Origin of the sequence: Paenibacillus sp. OSY-SE (genome assembly GCF_000283315.1) — a bacterium.
Taxonomy (GTDB): Bacteria; Bacillota; Bacilli; order Paenibacillales; family Paenibacillaceae; genus Paenibacillus_B; species Paenibacillus_B profundus.
In genome coordinates this window covers 1-17,729 of the sequence record NZ_ALKF01000124.1, presented here as the reverse complement: position 1 = coordinate 17,729, position 17,729 = coordinate 1, and the positions used below count along the sequence as shown (strand labels likewise).

Here is a 17,729-nt window from a genome sequence, read left to right as displayed (position 1 = left end):
AGATAATGACATTGACGAAAGCAGAAATGAAGAAGGTACTCGTTGTGGAGAAAATCATAGATGGGCGGATGACCAATAGGGAGGTAGCGGCAGCGCTTGGTTTATCAGAACGCCAAGTCATTCGATTAAAGAAGAAATACCAATCCGGAAAAGGGGCACAAGAACTCATACACAAGAATCGGGGGAAACGGCCACGCCCTACCCAATGAAGTGAAGGAACGAGTCATTGAGCTGTACACAGCCAAGTATTACGGGAGCAATTGCTGTCACTTCGCAGAGCTTCTTGAGGAGCATGAATCGCTGACACTGAGTGCTTCCAGCGTAAGGCGCATCCTTCTAACTAGCGGGCTTAAGCAGGCCAAGCAACGGCGCCGCAGTAAAGCCCATCCGCCACGCGAACGCAAACCGCAAGCCGGCATGCTGTGGCAGATTGACGCAACTCCTTATGCATGGTTGGAGGATCGGGCTCCGTCCTTTACGCTGCATGCTGCGATTGACGATGCAACAGGTACGGTTGTCGGTGCCGTCTTTCGTCCGAACGAATGCCGGGAGGCCTATTCCCTTGTCATGCAGCAAGGGATAGAAAAATACGGGATTCCCCTTGGGCTTTACAGTGATCGGCATACGATTTTCCGGTCGCCTAACGAAAAGCTGACGCTCGAGCAAGAGCTCGCTGGGGAGACCAAACCGCTCTCCCACTTCGGCAAAGCGATGGCTGACTTGCATATTGAGCACATCAAGGCAATTACACCGCAAGCCAAGGGACGGGTGGAACGTCTCTGGCAAACGTTCCAGGATCGCTTGGTGATCGAACTGCGGCTTCTTGGCATCAAGACGCTGGAAGAGGCGAACGCGGCTCTGCCTAGCCTATTGCAGAAGCACAATCACAAATTTGCCATAGAGCCTAAAATGACCGTTTCGGCTTACCTGAAGCTTGATCCGTCTATCGATTTAAATCATGTGTTCACGCTTCGCAATTATCGGCAACTCGGGACCGGAAACACCCTCTCGTACAACGGAAAGTGCTATACCCTTGCCCAGCCTGCTTCCCTTCGTCTAGATGCAAAAACGACGGTTGAAGTGCGGGAGACGTTAACAGGGGACGTATTATTGTGGCACCAAGGCCAGCCCTGGGCACTGAAAGAAACTCAGAAGCCACAGCGCAGGACGTCTGGATCAAAAAAGGCGAGTTCTGCGTCGCCACGCAAACCCGCCCAGAATCATCCGTGGAAAACCACGTATGATTCAACTAAAACCAAAACTAAGCGTACCACAAATAACAGTGCATTCCAAGATGCAATGTACTCACAACATAATAGCTATGCAGAGGTCACCTGGTAAGGCTGACCTCTGATCACACAAATGACATTTTCATAGCACAGTTAAAGTGACATTTTCACAGACGATTGACAGTGGATTTCAATCCACGCATCCGTGTAGGATGCGACAGCGAAAAATAGCACAAGATATAACAAAACAATTATTTCTTACTGAAAACTTCATAGGAAATGGGAAAACTAGATTGAAATAAGTTTCAACAAATCCATTTTCACCAACTTTTTTGGATAACATTTCAAGAAAATTAGTGCGAATCCCCCCCGGGATTTCATGTGAGCTTCACATTCGCACCTGGCCGTTTTCAGCATTTTTATTCCATTTTTTTATACTCCCTCGTTTGCACCAAGCGCGTCTTCATATCTTTCTCAGTATATCACAAGCAAATATTTTTAAGTTATCTGGCCTCACAAAAATCCAAATCAGGAAGCTGACTTTCACAAATAGGAGTAAATGATAGAAAGGAGAGGAACGGGACTGCCCCTAATCTCTCCGACCGTTTCCCGAATCTCCGAAGATATTACACACAAACCGTAGCTGCCCCTACGAAGCCAAGAACGACGCCATAATCTCCTCCATATCGAACGGAGTGATCCCGCGCTGAAGGGCAAATACCGTCTGCGCCTCCTCTTCCCGCTCTACAAGCTGTCCGCGCGCCAGCGCGTGCAGTCGAAATAAATCATACAGACTGGGCTTGGCTGTCGTTGTCATCGCTTTGCCCATGGCGACAACTCCAGTCTGATGTCCTTCCACATTGTTATAGAAATTCGGATTACGGGTCAAAGCAAGATCGCACCAAATCACGGTGCGCTCCGCCAAATCCAGTATAGCTGGAATGGCTATCTGCGTGTTGGCCGTCAAGTCAATGCGATCTACTACGGTTGCAGGATCGAACACTTCCCCTGAATTCGGATGCTGACGCATCATCCAGCCAGCGAAGCATTCCGGCAAATCGCTATACACTTGTCCCGTGAACGAATGCAGCGAGGCAACAATATATCGTCCGCCGTACTTGATGACAGAGGGGATATCGATGTCGATGAATTCGCATGCGCCATGCGGTGCAGCTACGATATCGCCGCTATGCGCCGCCTTGTAGCGCGCAGAGCGCAAGTTCGTATACGAGATATGCTCCTTGTAATTCCAGACGTCATCGTACAAGCCGGCAGAGAGATCAATATCGGTACGGCCTGTCGGCTTTCCGTCTGCCACTCCTTCTTTCCACCACAGGAAAAAACGAATCGTATCCCCTTCCGGCATGGCTAACTTGCTGCCGCGCACGAGCGTACGCAGGGCCTTGCTTGCGGAACGCTGGGAGAAGGGCACCATATAGTTCTGTAATTGGGCATCTAGATAGACATTCCCGAGACCAGGCAACTTGGCGAAGCGGGCGAGCAGCGTCTGCTCACAAAGCTCCACTACAGCAGCGCATGCATCCGACGCAATGGGAGGCCGCGTATCTGGCAAGGAGAACGCTTTGGCCACATTGCCTTTCGGGAAAAACAGCCGCAGTTCATTGGAATACTGGCGATACTTGAAATGCGTCATCACCTGCAGCAAGACCGCTGTCGCCACCCGATCCGCTACCGATTCAAAAAACGATGCAATCCAGGACGCCTCCGCTCCTTCCAGGCGCAGCAAATGATCCAATCGCCGGGCAAATTCACCCGGCCGCTCCAATAGCTGCTCCACGGCCTGATCGGTATCGAAATAGCGCAGCGCCTCCTCGACACGATGACCGAATGTCGCATAGGGCCGGTTGTTGCGCAGCACATCGAACGCTTCCTGGCTTAGCGGATAACGGCTCTTGTATTCCGAAGGATGCAAAATCTCGCCAAGACGCACCCATCGGTCGCGATAACGCAGCATATCTTCGATTGGATTCGGGCATTGCTCCAGCAAGCCAAGCAGCAACCGCCGCTCTGCACGTGTAAACTTGCGAAATGGCGTGTTCGCCGCCAGGCTGACATCGCCATCCGACCAGGCAACCGCTAGACGCAGCACATCTGTCGCGGTCTTTACATAGCGTTGAATGCGAGTCACGTCCGCTTTGCCGCTACGCAGCAATGTAGCAACGATAAAACCAACCTGCTCCTTATGCCGGATCGCATCCGGCAATAAAGCGTCAATGTCATGGTCATGCTCAATGACCCAAGCCAGATCCTTTTTGTCCGTGTCCGAGATGGAAGTATTAGCTTCCATCAGCTGACGCATTAACTGGAAGAAGCCCTCCTCGCTGCCGAGTTCGATCATGTCCAGCTTCACCTTACTCTGCAATATCTCCCGATCGATCGGCTCCATCTCCGGCACTTCATTCGTCACATAATGAAACCATGCATTCAAATATAACTCGGCATCGCTGGTTTCCATGACTTGCTGCGGGAAATTCGGATACATCGGCCGATATGGAACATGTGCGCCAACAAGCTTTTTCAAGCTATGGATCAATGCTTTGTACCACCTGATAAACGAAACCTCCGATAGTGTGCGAAGAGCCGCAAGCAGTGCTGGAGAGCAGGTGAAGCCGAGTGCTGCTATATTTTTCATTGCCGTCGCCAAATGCGCGTCCGGAAGCTTTGATTGTTCCGGGACCACGATTACTTTTCGGCTTCTGCGCAAATAAATGTCGTTCTGCATAATGGCATACCCCTTTTCATTGAACTGCATCGCCAGGAAAGCCGCCCCTCTAATAACCCAAGTTGTTGTAGAAGGAAGAAAGACGATAGCCTGGCGACTGCAGTCTGCTATCTTCCGGAAAGCTGCTACCCTAAAACCATGGTAAGGGACGTAGAAGGAAGGTTAGCAATAGCCGGAAGATGGGAGCGCCGCTCAAGCCAATGCCCGCTCGGCCTCTTGGTTACTATCTTCGCATCTTTAACACCACACGAACAGGGCGCAAGTATGGCGAACTTGGCAAAATGATGCATGGATACGTTTTTCCTTTGTTTGCCAGGGGCACTCCGCAACTGCTATACTTATAGGCACATTGAACAAAGGAGTGAAGGGGAATGACGGAGAAGACGCGCATCGGAAAGACGGACTTATGGGTGAATCCGATTGGGCTTGGCGCCAACGCGGTCGGGGGACATAACATTCACCCGAACTTGAACGATGAGACAGGCAAGGAGGTCGTCCGTACGGCCTTCGATCAGGGCATCGACTTTCTGGACACGGCGTTCATCTACGGGCCGGAGCACTCCGAGAAGCTTATCGGTGAAGTGATCAAGGAGAGGAGCAACCGATCGGACATCGTGATCGCCACCAAAGGGGCGCACAAGTTCGTGGACGGCAAAGTGGAGCTCGACAACTCTCCCGCCTTCCTGACGGCCGCCGTCGAGAGCAGCCTGCGGCGTATGCAGACCGACTATATTGACTTGTTCTACATTCACTTTCCAGACGAACGGACGCCGAAGGACGAGGCCGTGGGCGCGTTGAAGAAGCTGAAGGACGAGGGAAAAATTCGGGCTATCGGCGTATCCAACTTCACCATCGAGCAATTGCGGGAAGCGAACAAGGACGGCTACGTCGACGTCATCCAGGACGAATACAACCTGATCCAACGCGACAAAGAGCGTGATATTCTTCCTTATGCGGCGGAGAACAGCATTTCGTTCATCCCTTACTTCCCTCTGGCGTCAGGTTTGCTGGGCGGCAAGTATACGAAGGATTCGCAGTTCTCGGACGGACGCGCCCGCAACCCGATGTTCCAGGGCGAGACGTTCGCCGCGAATCTGGAGAAGGTGGAGCAAGTCCGGCACATAGCGGAAGCGAAGCAGGCCGAAGTAGCGCATGTCGTGCTGGCCTGGTATTTGACCCGGGACGCCATCGACGTCCTCATCCCGGGCGCCAAGCGGCCGGAGCAGGTGCTGAACAACCTGAAGACCTTGTCCGTCCGGCTGACTCCGGAGGAAATCGAGCGGATTGATCAGATTTTCAAAGCGTAATAGCATATTGAGATCCGAGGGCTGCCCCACAAGTCAGTGAAAAATGACGATAGGCAGCCTTTCGTGTATGGAACAGGTTCCGCAGCGGCTCTGCTCTCATCAGTCGCCTGTCTCTCCACAACCAACTATCATCTCCATGGATATTTTTCTATAGGAGTCACAAATGCAGGTCATACTTATTGTGGGTCTAGAGGAGATTTTTAATTTAAATTGAATTTAAACTACTAGTTAGAGAGTGTTTGTATTAATATATTTTTGAAAGGAATTTAATATGAAAATGCTTAAATTTATTTTAATATTTATATTAGGCTTCGTATGTTATTTTATAATTTCTGCAAGTATTAAGTCCTCCTCTCTGTAGTTCATGTGTTATGTCTGAATAAAAGACGTGTTTTCGATGCTGCTCATTAAGACAATTCATTAGAGTGAGATGATAACCGTGTGGGAATTTTATGTAGAGACTTCGTTCAACAGATAGAAGTTCCCATAGAAACTCACATATATTAACTTTGATGACTACAATAAAGTTTGGTTTTTGCATTATGGTTCAATCGTAGAACTATATTCGGATGCCCTTTGTGGAGATGCTTCCAAGGCTTATGATACCAAAAAGAAGCAATGGCGACTTGGACTTCTGGAATTAGAAAACCTACATTGCATACTAGAATGCCAAGATTAAAATACCAACATGTACCAAAGCTACTCAAGTGCCAGTGAAGTAAGCTGAACCGTAGTCACATATTACCAATGAAGCGTGGACCCTGCGGTTGATAGTTAAATGCCAGTCAATGCAGCAGCCCACGAGCTCACAGAGCATGAAACGAGAATGTAGCTCATTTTCCATCACTACGTCGATAAAGCAATGGCAGTCTATGGTGAAACGAAAAAGAAGATAGCAATGAAAAATAGAAAGGGCATATCGTTTGAAAATGTCTTTTCAAGCACTCCTTGGAGAATGGATAGATTGGCACAACCGATCGCTTCTTATTCCCATGATTCATGTAGCCAAGACGATCAAGCAGCATCATGACAGCATTCTATGTTGGTTTCAAGATAGTCGAATTGATTTGATAGGCCCAAGACTTCCAGTACACGTCTTTTACTTAATTTGATATGCAGACTACGGTTGGGACCAAATCAGCTGTCCTTACGCGGCAGTTCCTTAAACAACCCCGCGATGGAGAGCTTCTTCTCGCATCCAGATATTTTCGGCCATTGCTCCACTTTTTATCCATCTCCATCAGTAGAGCCCTAGCAACCGATATGCAGATTCACGAATAGGGAATATGTGAATGACATGCTCACGACATCGTACTTCTTCGTTCAAACGTTCTTGACAGTTTGTCGTACGCACACGCTTACGGTACTTTTCTGGAATCGATATGACCGCTATGGCATCGTCAAAACCTTGTTCCAAGACACGCATATTTCGTTCTTCTTTCTTGCCGTATGTCTCTAAGTCTTATCTAGCAACAGACGAAGGTTTCCAAATCTGGACTATCCAAAATACCTCGGATCTGTGCGGTGTACCTCTTCTTCGAGACTTTTCGGTGTTGCATTCAGAACATTACGGATAAAGTGCGTCTGGCATCCTTGCCATGCTCCCCCTGAAAGGGTTGACGAATCGCCCGTACAAGCCCTCCATGTTGGCCAGAGACAATGTAATCCACACCTCGTAACCCACGCTGCTTAAGTTCCTGAAAGAATGCTCCCCAAGTCTCTTCCGATTTCGAGTCACCGAGCATATAGCCGAGTACTTCACGTGTTCCGTCGATATTTATTCCTGTCGCAATTATGAGCCCGCGAGAACGCACACGACCGTCTTCACGTACTTTCAAGAACATGGCATCTACCAGTGCAAACGGAAAATGGCTGTCTCCAAGGGGACGCTAGCTCCAAGCGAGTACGATGGGATCAAGCTTCTTGCATAACTCGCTGACAGTAGACTTGGAGAACTCTGTACCGCACAGCTCCTCGGTGATTTGAGTAACCTTACGAGTAGAGACACCGTTCACAACCATCTCCATTAAGGCTAATACAAAGGCCTGTTCACTCCGTTGAAATCGAGCAAATAAATCGGTAGAGAACTTGCATCTCGAATACACGGGATATGGAGGGTAAGAGTACCTACCCGGGTCGTGAGCTTATGCGGGTATGATCTCCTCCGCGTTCTTCTGCTCGTTCATATCGTTCTACATCCAATTGTTCGGTCACCTGCGCTTGTAATACTTGATACAATACGGATTCCAGCAGCTTGGCTACACCCGCAACATAAAAAAGGAGACACGCCATCCCCCTACGGAAGATTTCAGTGTCTCCGATGCTCTCGATAGACTATTTTTCCTCTCTCCAACAGCCCTCTCCCCCTGTAATTGACCTATTCCACCATAAAATCCTCAGAATGAAATCGGCTATAATATCTTCCCGTGTTAGCGGTGAATTGCAGCACGCAGTAATCCGGATCCTCTACTCCTTGCGGGTAGTATAGCGAGTCCCCTTCACGCCAGATCGCTTCCTTGGCGGCAGCGTCCTCCCGCACTTCCATCGTTCCTTTCAACATCACGCCCTGGAAAGACAGGTGATCGCAAAAATAGACGCATGCTTTCGGGTTCTGTCTGAATTGCTTCACTCTCACGGAGGAGGTATTCGTTGTAAAATAGAAGTGCTTGATACCCTCTCTTTTCCGCGGGGGCAGCATCGCCTTCGTGTTGGGAAAGCCTTCCTCATCCACCGAGCTGACTATCGAAAACCCTTGAGCATCTACCAAATGGTTCACACGTTTTTCCACATCATTCATGTTTCATTCACTCCTTATCGCACCTATGATTTGATACATAGATTAATGTCCTGCGAATCAGAAGTAAATTACGCACTTTTTTGTGGGTATTCTTTTATGCGCTAGCCTATATAAACCCCTTTGCTGCCAGCACATCCGTCATCCCGTGCTCCTTCATCAAGTCGATCCCGATATCCTGCATAATCACAATCGCCTCAAGCATCTTTTTGCCACGATCCGTCAAGCCGTATTCCACTTTGAGCGGATAGCCCTCAAACGTCTTCTTGTATACCATGTGCGCATCCGACAGTTCCTTAATATGCTCAAGCAGCATCTTCTGCGTAATTCCTTGGATGTCCTTTTCCAATTGGGAGAGCGACATCGGATTTTTGCCGAGCTGCCATAAAATAATGGGCTTCCATTTTCCCTTCGTCACATCATGCGTCAGTTCTAGTGGACAGGTATATTCCGTTCTTAACTTCATCCCGACCCGCTCCCAACATATGAATCTGTGTCAAACGCATCAACTCAACTAGTCCCAATCCATGTAAGCCTCAATCTCTAGCTTCTCTTTCCGGCATTCGGGACAGACCAGTACCGTTGCTTCCGGGTACAGTTCTTCCAGCGGTTCAGACGTCAGCGGCTCCGCGCACCGGGGGCAGACATGACGCAGTTCAAACTGATCGGTATCCGAGCGAATCTTCAAGTACAAGTCATTATGAAGATAGCCGCACTGCTCGCACACATAGATCACATCGCAAGCGGTATGTACCGCACTGTCTTCATGGATAAATGAGGCGGCCCGCTGCCGATCATCTTCCTTCTTCATTACCGGCAAGAGCGAACTTATATAACAATAACTAAACCCGATACCTAAAAACACATTACTGCGGTACGTGCAATGTCCGCATTTCAATTTACATGCTATCCCCATATCATTTCCCGCTTTCCTTCAAGCTTTGTTTATGCAATATGGCACAGGAGATGTTCATTTAACCGAAATCTTGTACAGCTCTATTGCTAGCTTAAGCGATTGATTCAGATGACGAATGACCTCAACTAACATGCAATTTCCTTACTTAAATTCCATCTTTAATTTCAATAATTTGTTTAATATGTCTTTGTTCATGCAAGTACAGTGATCTAACCCATTCAATTAATAACATCTCTTTAAAAACCGGGTGTATAAAATGTCTTCTACTTAGCAGTGATGGGTCTTCTACAGTTTTTAATACTTCGTTTAACTTCTCTCTTGAATGATTTAATTTTTCAATTATTTCTTTACCTTCTAAAGCTTCATCGTCCGGTTTAGCAATGTCAGGAGCTTCTATCTTATTGCTTCTATCTATTAAAAATTCCAATTGTGGTTTATTCTCGATTAACGAATCTTCTGTACTCTTTAATCCTTTCTTTATTGCCATGACATATAATTCTTCTGTCTTGATTAAGTGTTGACATACCTGACTTATAGTCCAACTGTTTAGTTCTTTACGCTTGCTTAATTGATCTCCATTCAATGCATTAACAATTCCAAGTAATTCGTCTCTTGTTTCTTTTAATTTTTGATTGATTTCTTTAAGTTCCATGGACAACTCCCTTTCTTTCATTTTTTACGGATCTTTTCGATAACGTCCTTGTGTTCACGACGTCCACATCATTATCACGTATGACTATCATTCTGAAAACATTGAACGGGTTCCCGCCACCGGTCATCTTGTACATGCTCTTCTAGGTATTTCCCCTTCGTATATTCATCAATTACTCTCTTCCAAAACTGATGGGCTTGTATATTTGTTTCTGTTTGTCTAATCTCCCATGCACCAGGAAATCTGTCAAAAAGGCGGAACGCCGCCTGCTTACCATAATTCCTTCTTCTGAACTTCCGCATAATAAAGAAATCACTAATGACATTTGTCTTATTGGCTGTACTCAATTTAACATATTCTTTGGGAACACCTGTTAGTACAAAGATGAAACCTGCTATTTCTTCGCCGATCTTAATCAAAAAAGGATGCCGGTATTCATTTAGAGAGCCGTCAGCCCGATGTGAGTGCGGTGTTATAGAATATTTTGAATCTATCGCTTTCAACATATCCTTTTGGCTGTTCATACATCGTTTAAGACCACCTGTTCACTATTCCGTTCGATGTCTGAATAACCATTTAAATTGACTATTTCATTTCTTTTGCTGGAACGTATGATTGATCTCGGATTACGACGGATTCCGGTCTAAAACATATCAATACATTGCTGTCATCTAAATTCCTAAATCTTGAATCCCATCGTTCTTCATTTGGACCTAAATATCGTGACAGTAATCGATGTGCTATCTCATTTCAAATGATTTAACCTCTGCATGACCTCTAAATCCTGCATGTAAAACAAGTCCACGATAAAGATCAAAATCAAAAATTCCAATTGTACATTTCGGATTTTTCTGTATTCTCTTTGGAAAACTATCTGTCGAAGTAATTCCAATAATCCATATCCGTTCTCTTTCCCAATGAAACCAAACTGGAGAGTCTCGTGGACCCTCTTCCGACATGGTTGAAAGATGAGCAAATAACGGTTTCTTTAAGAAGTTATCTAAATCAAAACTTTTTCGATTTCTAATTATTCTCATGAATTTTCCCTACCTTTGAATAATTGAGAGGCGGGTCGTGTGTTGTCTGAGTCCTCTTCCATGATTATACATTTGATTACCAAGGGGCGAAAGCCCCCCGCAGCGTGAATGCGTTGTTATGTGCTGTACCCTCTTCTTCGAATTCTTTAATAAATGTATTATATCTCTATCCAAAATCTATATATTATGTTTCCATCTTCTTCAATATAGTCTTTATCTTGAATTCCACCGTTCTTAATTATTGTTTTCTTTGAAGCTATATTATCAGCATCACAAACTACTAAGACCTTATTTATTCCTAGTTCTTTTGTTTTCTCTAATGCTAGAGATAATAATTGTGTTGCGTATCCTTTCTGTCTTTCAGAAGGTCGAATCCCGTATCCAATATGACCGCCACAGTTCAATAACTTCTCAGTTAGCTGGTGTCTTATATTTACAGCTCCCAATATTCTATTAGTCTCGGTAACCAACCAGTAAGTGGAATCCCTTACCCATCCTTCCGGGAGATTGATACCTTCTTCATTATTCATTAAAAAATTGATCATTCCATCAAAGTCTCGGGGATCCTTAGTTATTACCAAAGGTACCATATTATCATTACTTTCCTTCCATTCCTGATAAAAAGATAAATACTCATCTTTAAATTTCGTTGATGGTCTAACTAAATGTACAGCCATCATGCTGTTCACCTCAAATTTCATTTTGTATTTTTGTTCTATATATTTTGTCTTTCAGGGTATTGCGCATAACGTTTTTGCATTCACGACGTCGATTCCCCTTAGATAGCTCTTATCTTAGGGGAATCGATGTCCCGGCAACCGCTTCCTTGCTTAATACTTCCGGGACCAAGGGTCGGCGGAGCCGGCCCGCAGTGTGAATGTTGTGTTATAGGATGTCAGCGCCTTCTTCGAAACTCCTACAAAGTACTTGAATCTAAAACTTTCAAAATATCTTTTACCATAAATTTCGATATCACATCACGATTGAATTCATTTAAACTTATTATCTTTACTTCCTTTAAATATTTAATTTTGTCTATTTCAGGATGACTGTCTAAAGGAATTGTCCCAATAACAATAATATTATCGGAGACAATTTCCTGTACTTTTTTTTGAAAAGTTGTGGAAAGCATCTGCATAAATCCAATTTCATCAATTACTATTATTTTCTTGGAACACAAGGCGTCCTGTAATATTTTTATAGCAAAATTTTCAAATTTTTCTACATCAATTCCGTACCTTCCAATTCGAGTTTTGCTAGGACTTTCTACATTCGCAATCTCTACACTTTCTCCATTAATGGACACACATCTAAAACCTATTCGATTACTTGAATTCGTTATTTCCTCCGTATAGAATCCACCACAAATATCTAATCCAATGTCGTTAATGAGTTTTTTTATCATAGTTGTCTTGCCTATTCTAGGCTTTCCCGTGAGTAAGAATACATTTTTTGTGTTTTTATATATCCCTTCTAATCTTGACAACAGCTTATAATTGGGTGGTTTCAAATTCCATGTTTCATATGGGATAGAGTTTACTGCATTTATTGCATCAAGCGTTCGTGATTTTAGATGAGGCCTTTTTATGTATTCATCAATATTAGTAACATCCAAGTTTAAATATTTTGCCTCTAGAATTTCTTCTGGTTGAATTGTTATTTCACCACTAACATATTCCGCATTAAAAACCACAGACAAAACATGAATCCTTTCATTGTAGTAGACTCGGATATTCCTAAAGGGCGTATAACAACTCCTGTTTCTTCCAGAAACTCTCGACACACCGCTATATCTAATGGCTCGCCAGCATCAACAAATCCCCCGGGCATTTCCCAAGTATCAGAACGCAAATGTGTACGAACCATTAAAACATGTCCATTCTCATTCTTAACAAGTGCTGAAACAGCAATTAAATGTTTTGACTGTTCATACATCGTTAAACACCACCAGTTCAATATTTTATTTTCTGTTCGATGTCTGATAAAAGGATATTGATATTTATGGTTTGTTCGCTGATTCATCTCCCTTGCTTACTACTCTTTGCGAACCAAGGGCGAAGCCCGCAGTGTAGATACGATGTTATAGGATGTCAGTGCTTTTCCTGAAAATATTAAAATCATCATTTATTGTTTTACTATCGTTTCCCGTGTTACGAAAGATGCAGGCATAGCTAAACGGCCTCAGTCCCATGAAATTCAGGACGAAGGCCGCTTAACTTATTATTATTTTTGTACTGTCTGCATGACGGATTGCAGTTCACTGTCGTTTAGACCAAGCATCCGCGCTGTTAAAGCATGGATTTCGTGGATAAGCTCTGGGTTTTCCACTAGCGACATGCCATAAGAAGGAATCATTTCTTTAATTTTCGGTTCCCACGCTTTTATATGCTGCGGGAAGCATTGTTTGATTACCTTCAGCATAACGTGAACGGCGGTAGAAGCGCCCGGAGAAGCGCCAAGCAATGCAGCTATCGAGCCGTCAGCGGCACTAATAACTTCCGTACCGAATTGAAGCGTTCCTTTGCCGCCGTGAGCAGTATCTTTGATAACTTGCACACGTTGGCCCGCTACCATTAAATCCCAATCCTCGCTCTTGGCGTTCGGGACAAACTCCCGTAAATCTTTCATGCGCTTTTCTTTCGATAACATGACTTGCTGGATCAGGTACCTTGTCAATGGAACGTTTTTTGCGCCTGCCGCCAACATCGTTACGAGATTATGCGTTTTTACGGAATTTACCAAATCAAACAGGGAACCTGTTTTTAAAAACCTTGGTGAGAAGCCGGCAAACGGTCCAAAAAGCAACGATTTTTTGTTGTCAATATATCTTGTATCAAGATGCGGAACAGACATTGGAGGAGCACCAACCGGAGCTTTGCCGTATACTTTTGCATGATGCTGCTCTGCAATATCTGGATTGTTACACACCATAAATAGTCCGCTTACCGGAAAGCCTCCGATACCTTTTCCTTCAGGAATACCGGATTTTTGCAGCAAATGCAGGCTTCTTCCCCCGCTTCCAATAAAGACGAACTTTGCAGTATGGCGCTCGACGGCACCGCTATCGATATTCCGCACTTTCAATTCCCACAAGCCGTCTCTAGTACGTTTTATATTATCAACACTATGCTTGAATTTGATATCAACGTCTTTACTCTTTAGGTGATCAAGCAATAGTCGCGTTAAAGCACCAAAGTTGACGTCCGTTCCAGAATCGATTTTTGTTGCCGCTATAGGCTCATTCAATGTCCGGCCTTTCATAATAAGCGGAATCCATTCCATCAGCTTTGCCGGGTCATCGCAAAATTCCATTCCCTGAAACAGAGGATTGTTTGATAGCGCTTCAAAACGTTTTTTCAAAAACGCTACATTCTTTTCCCCTTGTACTAAACTCATATGAGGCAATGGCATAATAAAGTCCTGCGGATTACGGATCAGATTGCTGCTTACCAGATAAGCCCAAAACTGTTTTGAAACCTGAAACTGTTCATTAATTTTTATAGCTTTGCTAATATCTATGGATCCGTCCGGTTTTTCGACGGTATAGTTAAGCTCGCACAGTGCAGCATGCCCCGTTCCCGCATTATTCCATTCGTTAGAGCTTTCCTCTCCTGCATTTCCGAGCTTCTCAAACACTGTAATTTCCCAGTTCGGTGCTAATTCTTTCAGCATTGTCCCCAAAGTCGCACTCATAATTCCGGCACCAATTAAGATAACGTCTGTTTTAGTTTGTCTGTTGATCATTTTTACCGTCCTTACATGCTAATGTATTTGAAGAAAAGATATAGGCGCTCCTGTATGCTTGGCTCAATCGTCAACCTAACCCCAGGAATACACAAAAACCAAGACCTTAACCCAACTACTTGCAAGGGTTGTGGCTTTGGTTTGCCGTTTCCAGTGAATAGCCGCCCTGCGAGCTCCTTAGTTGCGCTGTACTGCTTTTTTTGGACATGAAAAATGCTCTACGTAATAACAACGTGGTACCACCAATTTTGGATTAGCGATCATCCCCAATATGCTTTTCTCACCAACGACTTAAAAACAGCCATCTTAACAGCAAAAATCAACCTGAGAGCAGAAATCAACCTGAGAGCAGAAATCAAATGTTCTCAGGGGAAAGGAATATCTAATCTAGACCCCTTTGTTAAATTATAGATTCAAAAAGCGATTGAATCTCCTCATTTGCTGATAAATCTGGGGTGCCGTCACTCCATTTGAGGATTAATATTATCATATCATAAAAATATCCATTTGTTAGTACTGATTTTCAACATAGATGTATAGATACTAAATAAAGCCTCTGCCGTCACTTGTGACACGTTACACCGCATATCCATCGAAGGCTGTTCGCCCCGCAAAACTTTAAACTATCTCTAAAAAGTTCTCTGATAAAGATGGTGCCATTTCTGCCCCGCCTTACATGGACACAAAGTTAGTTTCATCACATTGAAACATAACGTATGGAAGATTATCGCCCGTTTGTTTAATCATGCACTGATTTCCTGTATCCGCATCTACGAGGCACAACCCGACCTTAGATATCTCTAATCTTAGATCGAGTCGTATGTTGAATGAATATTCTTGTTTACTTTCACATCCGACAACCGAGGGACGAAGCCCGTAGCGTTGTGATACAACGGGATCCTTCTGTGAATTCCAACTCATCACTGATATTCTTTTAGGTTACTTATCTTCTTTAGGTTTAGGAATATATTCTAACAAATCACCAGGTTGACAATTTAACGCTAAGCATATTTTATCAATTACTTCTAGTGAGACGTATTCGTTTGTATTCAATTTTGCCATTGTTGCTGATGATATTCCTGTCAATTTCAATAATTCCTGCTTCTTCATATCCCGGTCTATTAATAACTTTTGAAATGGTTTATAACTAATCATTAGCCATTATCTCTATAGAATAGTTGAATTTTTCTTTAATTATATTAATTATTCTTTACATTATCAAAATTAAATTTATGTTCTCTTGAGAAGAGGATTTAGTATGATAAAATCTTATTCAAGAAGTTAAAGTTTATTTCGCAAATATAAAAATGTAGGAGGTGCTGAAGATAAATTCTGATTTCGTACAATTTTCAGGCGAGGTCTGAACAGTACTTCAATAAATTCGAGAATCTTTACCTGATAACCTCCAACATACTTCATTCCTCTATGAAGACGCTCAAATCTCATTACAAGCTTTTTGGAAAGTAAAATATATCTACAGGGGTTTAAAGATGCCTTACATCTTTTTAACGAAGTACATATTGCTTAGTAATAAGAGCCTTCGAGGCTCTTATTAAATATTTGACCCTGTCGTATAACGTTCTTGTATCTACGAGCCTGTGAGGCTTAAGGCGCTCCGCGCCGGGTGCGACGGACTTCGCCTCGCAGGGTTGTTCGCTGACTTGACTTCTCTGCTTACCACATCTTGCGAACCAAGGGCGTAGTCCGTAGCGTAGATACGGTGTTGGTATATTGAGCTCATCCCAGTTCATCGGGGATGAGTTTTTCTTTATACTTAAAAGATTAACACTGGGTTAAAAACGGATGTGGTGTTGGGACTTAGATCTCGTCACATAAAGTGTTTCAGCCCTTGCATTGTTCATACCCCGATTTAGCTGGTTGGGCTAAGAGCCCGTATCACCGTGCCAACCTGTGGAGAGCAACTGTTTTGGGTCCTGGTGTCATTTAAGGAGGTCATATGAATCAACCTGTTTTAAGTATCGATATTGCGAAGGGTAAGAGTGTTGCTGTTGCATTCACTTCCTATGGTATGCAAGTGAAAAAGCCTTTCTCTCTCTTACACTCACCCGATCATATTTCGTCATTGCTCTCAATTCTTGTTCAGCTTGAAGAAGCTACGATGCAGCAACCAACGGTCGTCATGGAGGCTACAGGTAATTATTCGAAGCCTATTGCTTCTTTCTTTTTCTCCCATGGTTATCCTGTTTTCATGTTAAATCCTTTAACAACTCATGAGCTAAAAAAGCGCTCTACTCGTAAGGTGAAGACCGATCCCATTGATGCAATTCGAATTGCTAATGCGTTCTATTCAGGTGAAGGTACCCCACTCGTTCCAGTGAATGAAAAGGTAACCGAACTACGCTTTCTCTGTCGCCAGCATGCCCAATGGAAGGCTCTCCTAGGTGAAGTACAGCTGCAATTCCGTTCCATTCTCGATTTAGCCTTTCCGGGATATGACAAGGCTTTTCAGAACATTTTCAACCCTTCGTCCATTCAACTTCTTACGAAGTTTCCTTCCCCTTCAGCTTTACTGAATGCGGACAAAGAGGACGTATTAACCATCCTGATGCTCAACCGTAGAGGTCGGACTTGGAACAAAGAAAAATATTCTCAGCTCATTGAGATTGCACGCAATAGTCTCCCTGACTTGTATGGATCTAAAGCCCATGTATTTGCAATGCAGAATTCTATGAAGTTATTCAAGACGTACCAAGAAGGAATTGCCTCACTTGAAAAACAAATGGAATCCTTAGCCCAAGAGTCTTCAGCCTACCATCTGTTACGCTCGACTCCTGGCGTAGGGCCGATTACAGCGGCAATGATCCACGCAGAAATTGGGGACATAAAAAGGTTCCCTTCCGTAAAACAGTTGACCGCTTTTGCAGGGCTGGATTCATCTGTTTACGAGTCGGGAACCTTCAAGGCGAACCAGAATCGTATCTCAAAACGTGGCTCTGCTTATCTCCGCACCGCGCTCTACCAAGCATCCGTTAGCGGCATTTCCAAGCAAGTTCACGGCCCTCGAAATCCGATTCTATGGCGATATTACCAGCAAAAGCGCCTTGAAGGCAAACCAGCTAAAGTGGCAATCGTAGCTGCTTCAAGCAAACTTTTACGCATGATTTACGGAATTCTGAGTAGTGGCACGCCTTTTCAGGATAACTAACGAATATTGTGAGGTATATTTTACCATTGGTTTACTTCTACGAGTAGGCTTACTTGAGTCTGCATTTGTTAGTACTCTGAATCCTTCAACGGAATAAATCTTGACCTTGATTAGCTGGTTTATCGGATGGCGATGTCTTCT

At 44.2% G+C, this 17,729-nt stretch carries 14 protein-coding genes and 3 pseudogenes; 4 read left to right on the top strand and 13 right to left on the bottom strand.

Annotated features, from left to right (window positions below; translation table 11 throughout):
- Positions 1-11 precede the first annotated feature (11 nt).
- Positions 12-1,341: pseudogene (locus tag A372_RS32975) on the top strand (ISNCY family transposase).
- Between the two features lie 537 nt (positions 1,342-1,878).
- On the opposite strand, the gene A372_RS0101845 reads toward A372_RS32975, so the two are convergent.
- Positions 1,879-4,002 carry a TerD family protein gene (locus tag A372_RS0101845; protein WP_019419141.1) on the bottom strand — a complete coding sequence of 708 codons (2,124 nt, stop codon included), beginning with the start codon at positions 4,000-4,002 and terminating at the stop codon, positions 1,879-1,881.
- A gap of 341 nt (positions 4,003-4,343) precedes the next feature.
- On the opposite strand from A372_RS0101845, the gene A372_RS0101840 reads away from it, so the two are divergent.
- Both A372_RS0101840 and A372_RS39415 read left to right on the top strand, forming a co-directional pair.
- Complete coding sequence (locus tag A372_RS0101840) at positions 4,344-5,279, top strand: aldo/keto reductase (RefSeq protein ID WP_019419140.1); 936 nt, start codon at positions 4,344-4,346, stop codon at positions 5,277-5,279.
- Between the two features lie 929 nt (positions 5,280-6,208).
- The gene (locus A372_RS39415) at positions 6,209-6,391 is read left to right on the top strand and encodes a transposase (protein ID WP_157259383.1); all 183 of its coding nucleotides are present in this window, start codon (positions 6,209-6,211) and stop codon (positions 6,389-6,391) included.
- On the opposite strand, the pseudogene A372_RS35905 reads toward A372_RS39415, so the two are convergent.
- From A372_RS35905 to A372_RS0101780, 12 genes and pseudogenes are all read right to left on the bottom strand, one after another.
- Positions 6,383-7,571, bottom strand: a pseudogene (locus A372_RS35905) (IS256 family transposase). The gene A372_RS39415 and the pseudogene A372_RS35905 overlap by 9 nt on opposite strands.
- An 85-nt stretch (positions 7,572-7,656) precedes the next feature.
- Positions 7,657-8,076, bottom strand: coding sequence for a pyridoxamine 5'-phosphate oxidase family protein (locus tag A372_RS0101825; protein ID WP_019419139.1), 420 nt, complete (start codon positions 8,074-8,076; stop codon positions 7,657-7,659).
- A gap of 106 nt (positions 8,077-8,182) precedes the next feature.
- Positions 8,183-8,539: a winged helix-turn-helix transcriptional regulator gene (locus A372_RS0101820; RefSeq protein WP_019419138.1), complete on the bottom strand. Its 357-nt coding sequence runs from the start codon at positions 8,537-8,539 to the stop codon at positions 8,183-8,185.
- A 48-nt stretch (positions 8,540-8,587) separates the two neighbouring features.
- Positions 8,588-8,989, bottom strand: a complete 402-nt coding sequence (locus A372_RS0101815; RefSeq protein ID WP_019419137.1) for a hypothetical protein — start codon at positions 8,987-8,989, stop codon at positions 8,588-8,590.
- Positions 8,990-9,134: 145 nt separating this feature from the next.
- Positions 9,135-9,641, bottom strand: a complete 507-nt coding sequence (locus tag A372_RS0101810) for a DinB family protein (RefSeq protein ID WP_019419136.1) — start codon at positions 9,639-9,641, stop codon at positions 9,135-9,137.
- Between the two features lie 74 nt (positions 9,642-9,715).
- Positions 9,716-10,165: a GNAT family N-acetyltransferase gene (locus A372_RS32965; protein ID WP_019419135.1), complete on the bottom strand. Its 450-nt coding sequence runs from the start codon at positions 10,163-10,165 to the stop codon at positions 9,716-9,718.
- A 216-nt stretch (positions 10,166-10,381) separates the two neighbouring features.
- Complete coding sequence (locus A372_RS35900; RefSeq protein WP_237728474.1) at positions 10,382-10,678, bottom strand: pyridoxamine 5'-phosphate oxidase family protein; 297 nt, start codon at positions 10,676-10,678, stop codon at positions 10,382-10,384.
- 158 nt (positions 10,679-10,836) lie between these two features.
- Positions 10,837-11,355 (bottom strand): GNAT family N-acetyltransferase, encoded by a 519-nt coding sequence (locus A372_RS0101795; RefSeq protein WP_019419133.1) that lies wholly within the window; start codon positions 11,353-11,355, stop codon positions 10,837-10,839.
- Positions 11,356-11,594: 239 nt separating this feature from the next.
- On the bottom strand, positions 11,595-12,083 hold the full coding sequence (locus A372_RS38305) for a nucleoside-triphosphatase (RefSeq protein ID WP_051004444.1): 489 nt from the start codon (positions 12,081-12,083) through the stop codon (positions 11,595-11,597).
- A gap of 69 nt (positions 12,084-12,152) precedes the next feature.
- A pseudogene (locus tag A372_RS38300) lies at positions 12,153-12,613 on the bottom strand (NUDIX hydrolase); the annotation flags it as partial.
- A gap of 288 nt (positions 12,614-12,901) precedes the next feature.
- Positions 12,902-14,422, bottom strand: a complete 1,521-nt coding sequence (locus tag A372_RS0101785; RefSeq protein ID WP_019419131.1) for a malate:quinone oxidoreductase — start codon at positions 14,420-14,422, stop codon at positions 12,902-12,904.
- A gap of 939 nt (positions 14,423-15,361) precedes the next feature.
- Positions 15,362-15,577: a helix-turn-helix domain-containing protein gene (locus A372_RS0101780; protein ID WP_019419130.1), complete on the bottom strand. Its 216-nt coding sequence runs from the start codon at positions 15,575-15,577 to the stop codon at positions 15,362-15,364.
- An 802-nt stretch (positions 15,578-16,379) separates the two neighbouring features.
- On the opposite strand from A372_RS0101780, the gene A372_RS0101775 reads away from it, so the two are divergent.
- Positions 16,380-17,588 (top strand): IS110 family transposase, encoded by a 1,209-nt coding sequence (locus A372_RS0101775; protein ID WP_019419129.1) that lies wholly within the window; start codon positions 16,380-16,382, stop codon positions 17,586-17,588.
- Positions 17,589-17,729: the final 141 nt, after the last annotated feature.

Excerpts from the sequence above, each read along its gene's own strand:
- A372_RS32965 (WP_019419135.1), bottom strand. The coding sequence starts at position 10,165 with ATGAACAGCCAAAAGGATATGTTGAAAGCGATAGATTCAAAATATTCT.
- A372_RS0101785 (WP_019419131.1), bottom strand. The coding sequence starts at position 14,422 with ATGATCAACAGACAAACTAAAACAGACGTTATCTTAATTGGTGCCGGA.
- A372_RS35900 (WP_237728474.1), bottom strand. The coding sequence starts at position 10,678 with ATGAGAATAATTAGAAATCGAAAAAGTTTTGATTTAGATAACTTCTTA.
- A372_RS0101795 (WP_019419133.1), bottom strand. The coding sequence starts at position 11,355 with ATGGCTGTACATTTAGTTAGACCATCAACGAAATTTAAAGATGAGTAT.
- A372_RS0101815 (WP_019419137.1), bottom strand. The coding sequence starts at position 8,989 with ATGGGGATAGCATGTAAATTGAAATGCGGACATTGCACGTACCGCAGT.
- A372_RS0101820 (WP_019419138.1), bottom strand. The coding sequence starts at position 8,539 with ATGAAGTTAAGAACGGAATATACCTGTCCACTAGAACTGACGCATGAT.
- A372_RS0101780 (WP_019419130.1), bottom strand. The coding sequence starts at position 15,577 with ATGATTAGTTATAAACCATTTCAAAAGTTATTAATAGACCGGGATATG.
- A372_RS0101840 (WP_019419140.1), top strand. The coding sequence starts at position 4,344 with ATGACGGAGAAGACGCGCATCGGAAAGACGGACTTATGGGTGAATCCG.
- A372_RS0101845 (WP_019419141.1), bottom strand. The coding sequence starts at position 4,002 with ATGCAGTTCAATGAAAAGGGGTATGCCATTATGCAGAACGACATTTAT.
- A372_RS0101775 (WP_019419129.1), top strand. The coding sequence starts at position 16,380 with ATGAATCAACCTGTTTTAAGTATCGATATTGCGAAGGGTAAGAGTGTT.
- A372_RS38305 (WP_051004444.1), bottom strand. The coding sequence starts at position 12,083 with ATGATAAAAAAACTCATTAACGACATTGGATTAGATATTTGTGGTGGA.
- A372_RS0101825 (WP_019419139.1), bottom strand. The coding sequence starts at position 8,076 with ATGAATGATGTGGAAAAACGTGTGAACCATTTGGTAGATGCTCAAGGG.
- A372_RS39415 (WP_157259383.1), top strand. The coding sequence starts at position 6,209 with ATGTCTTTTCAAGCACTCCTTGGAGAATGGATAGATTGGCACAACCGA.
- A372_RS0101810 (WP_019419136.1), bottom strand. The coding sequence starts at position 9,641 with ATGGAACTTAAAGAAATCAATCAAAAATTAAAAGAAACAAGAGACGAA.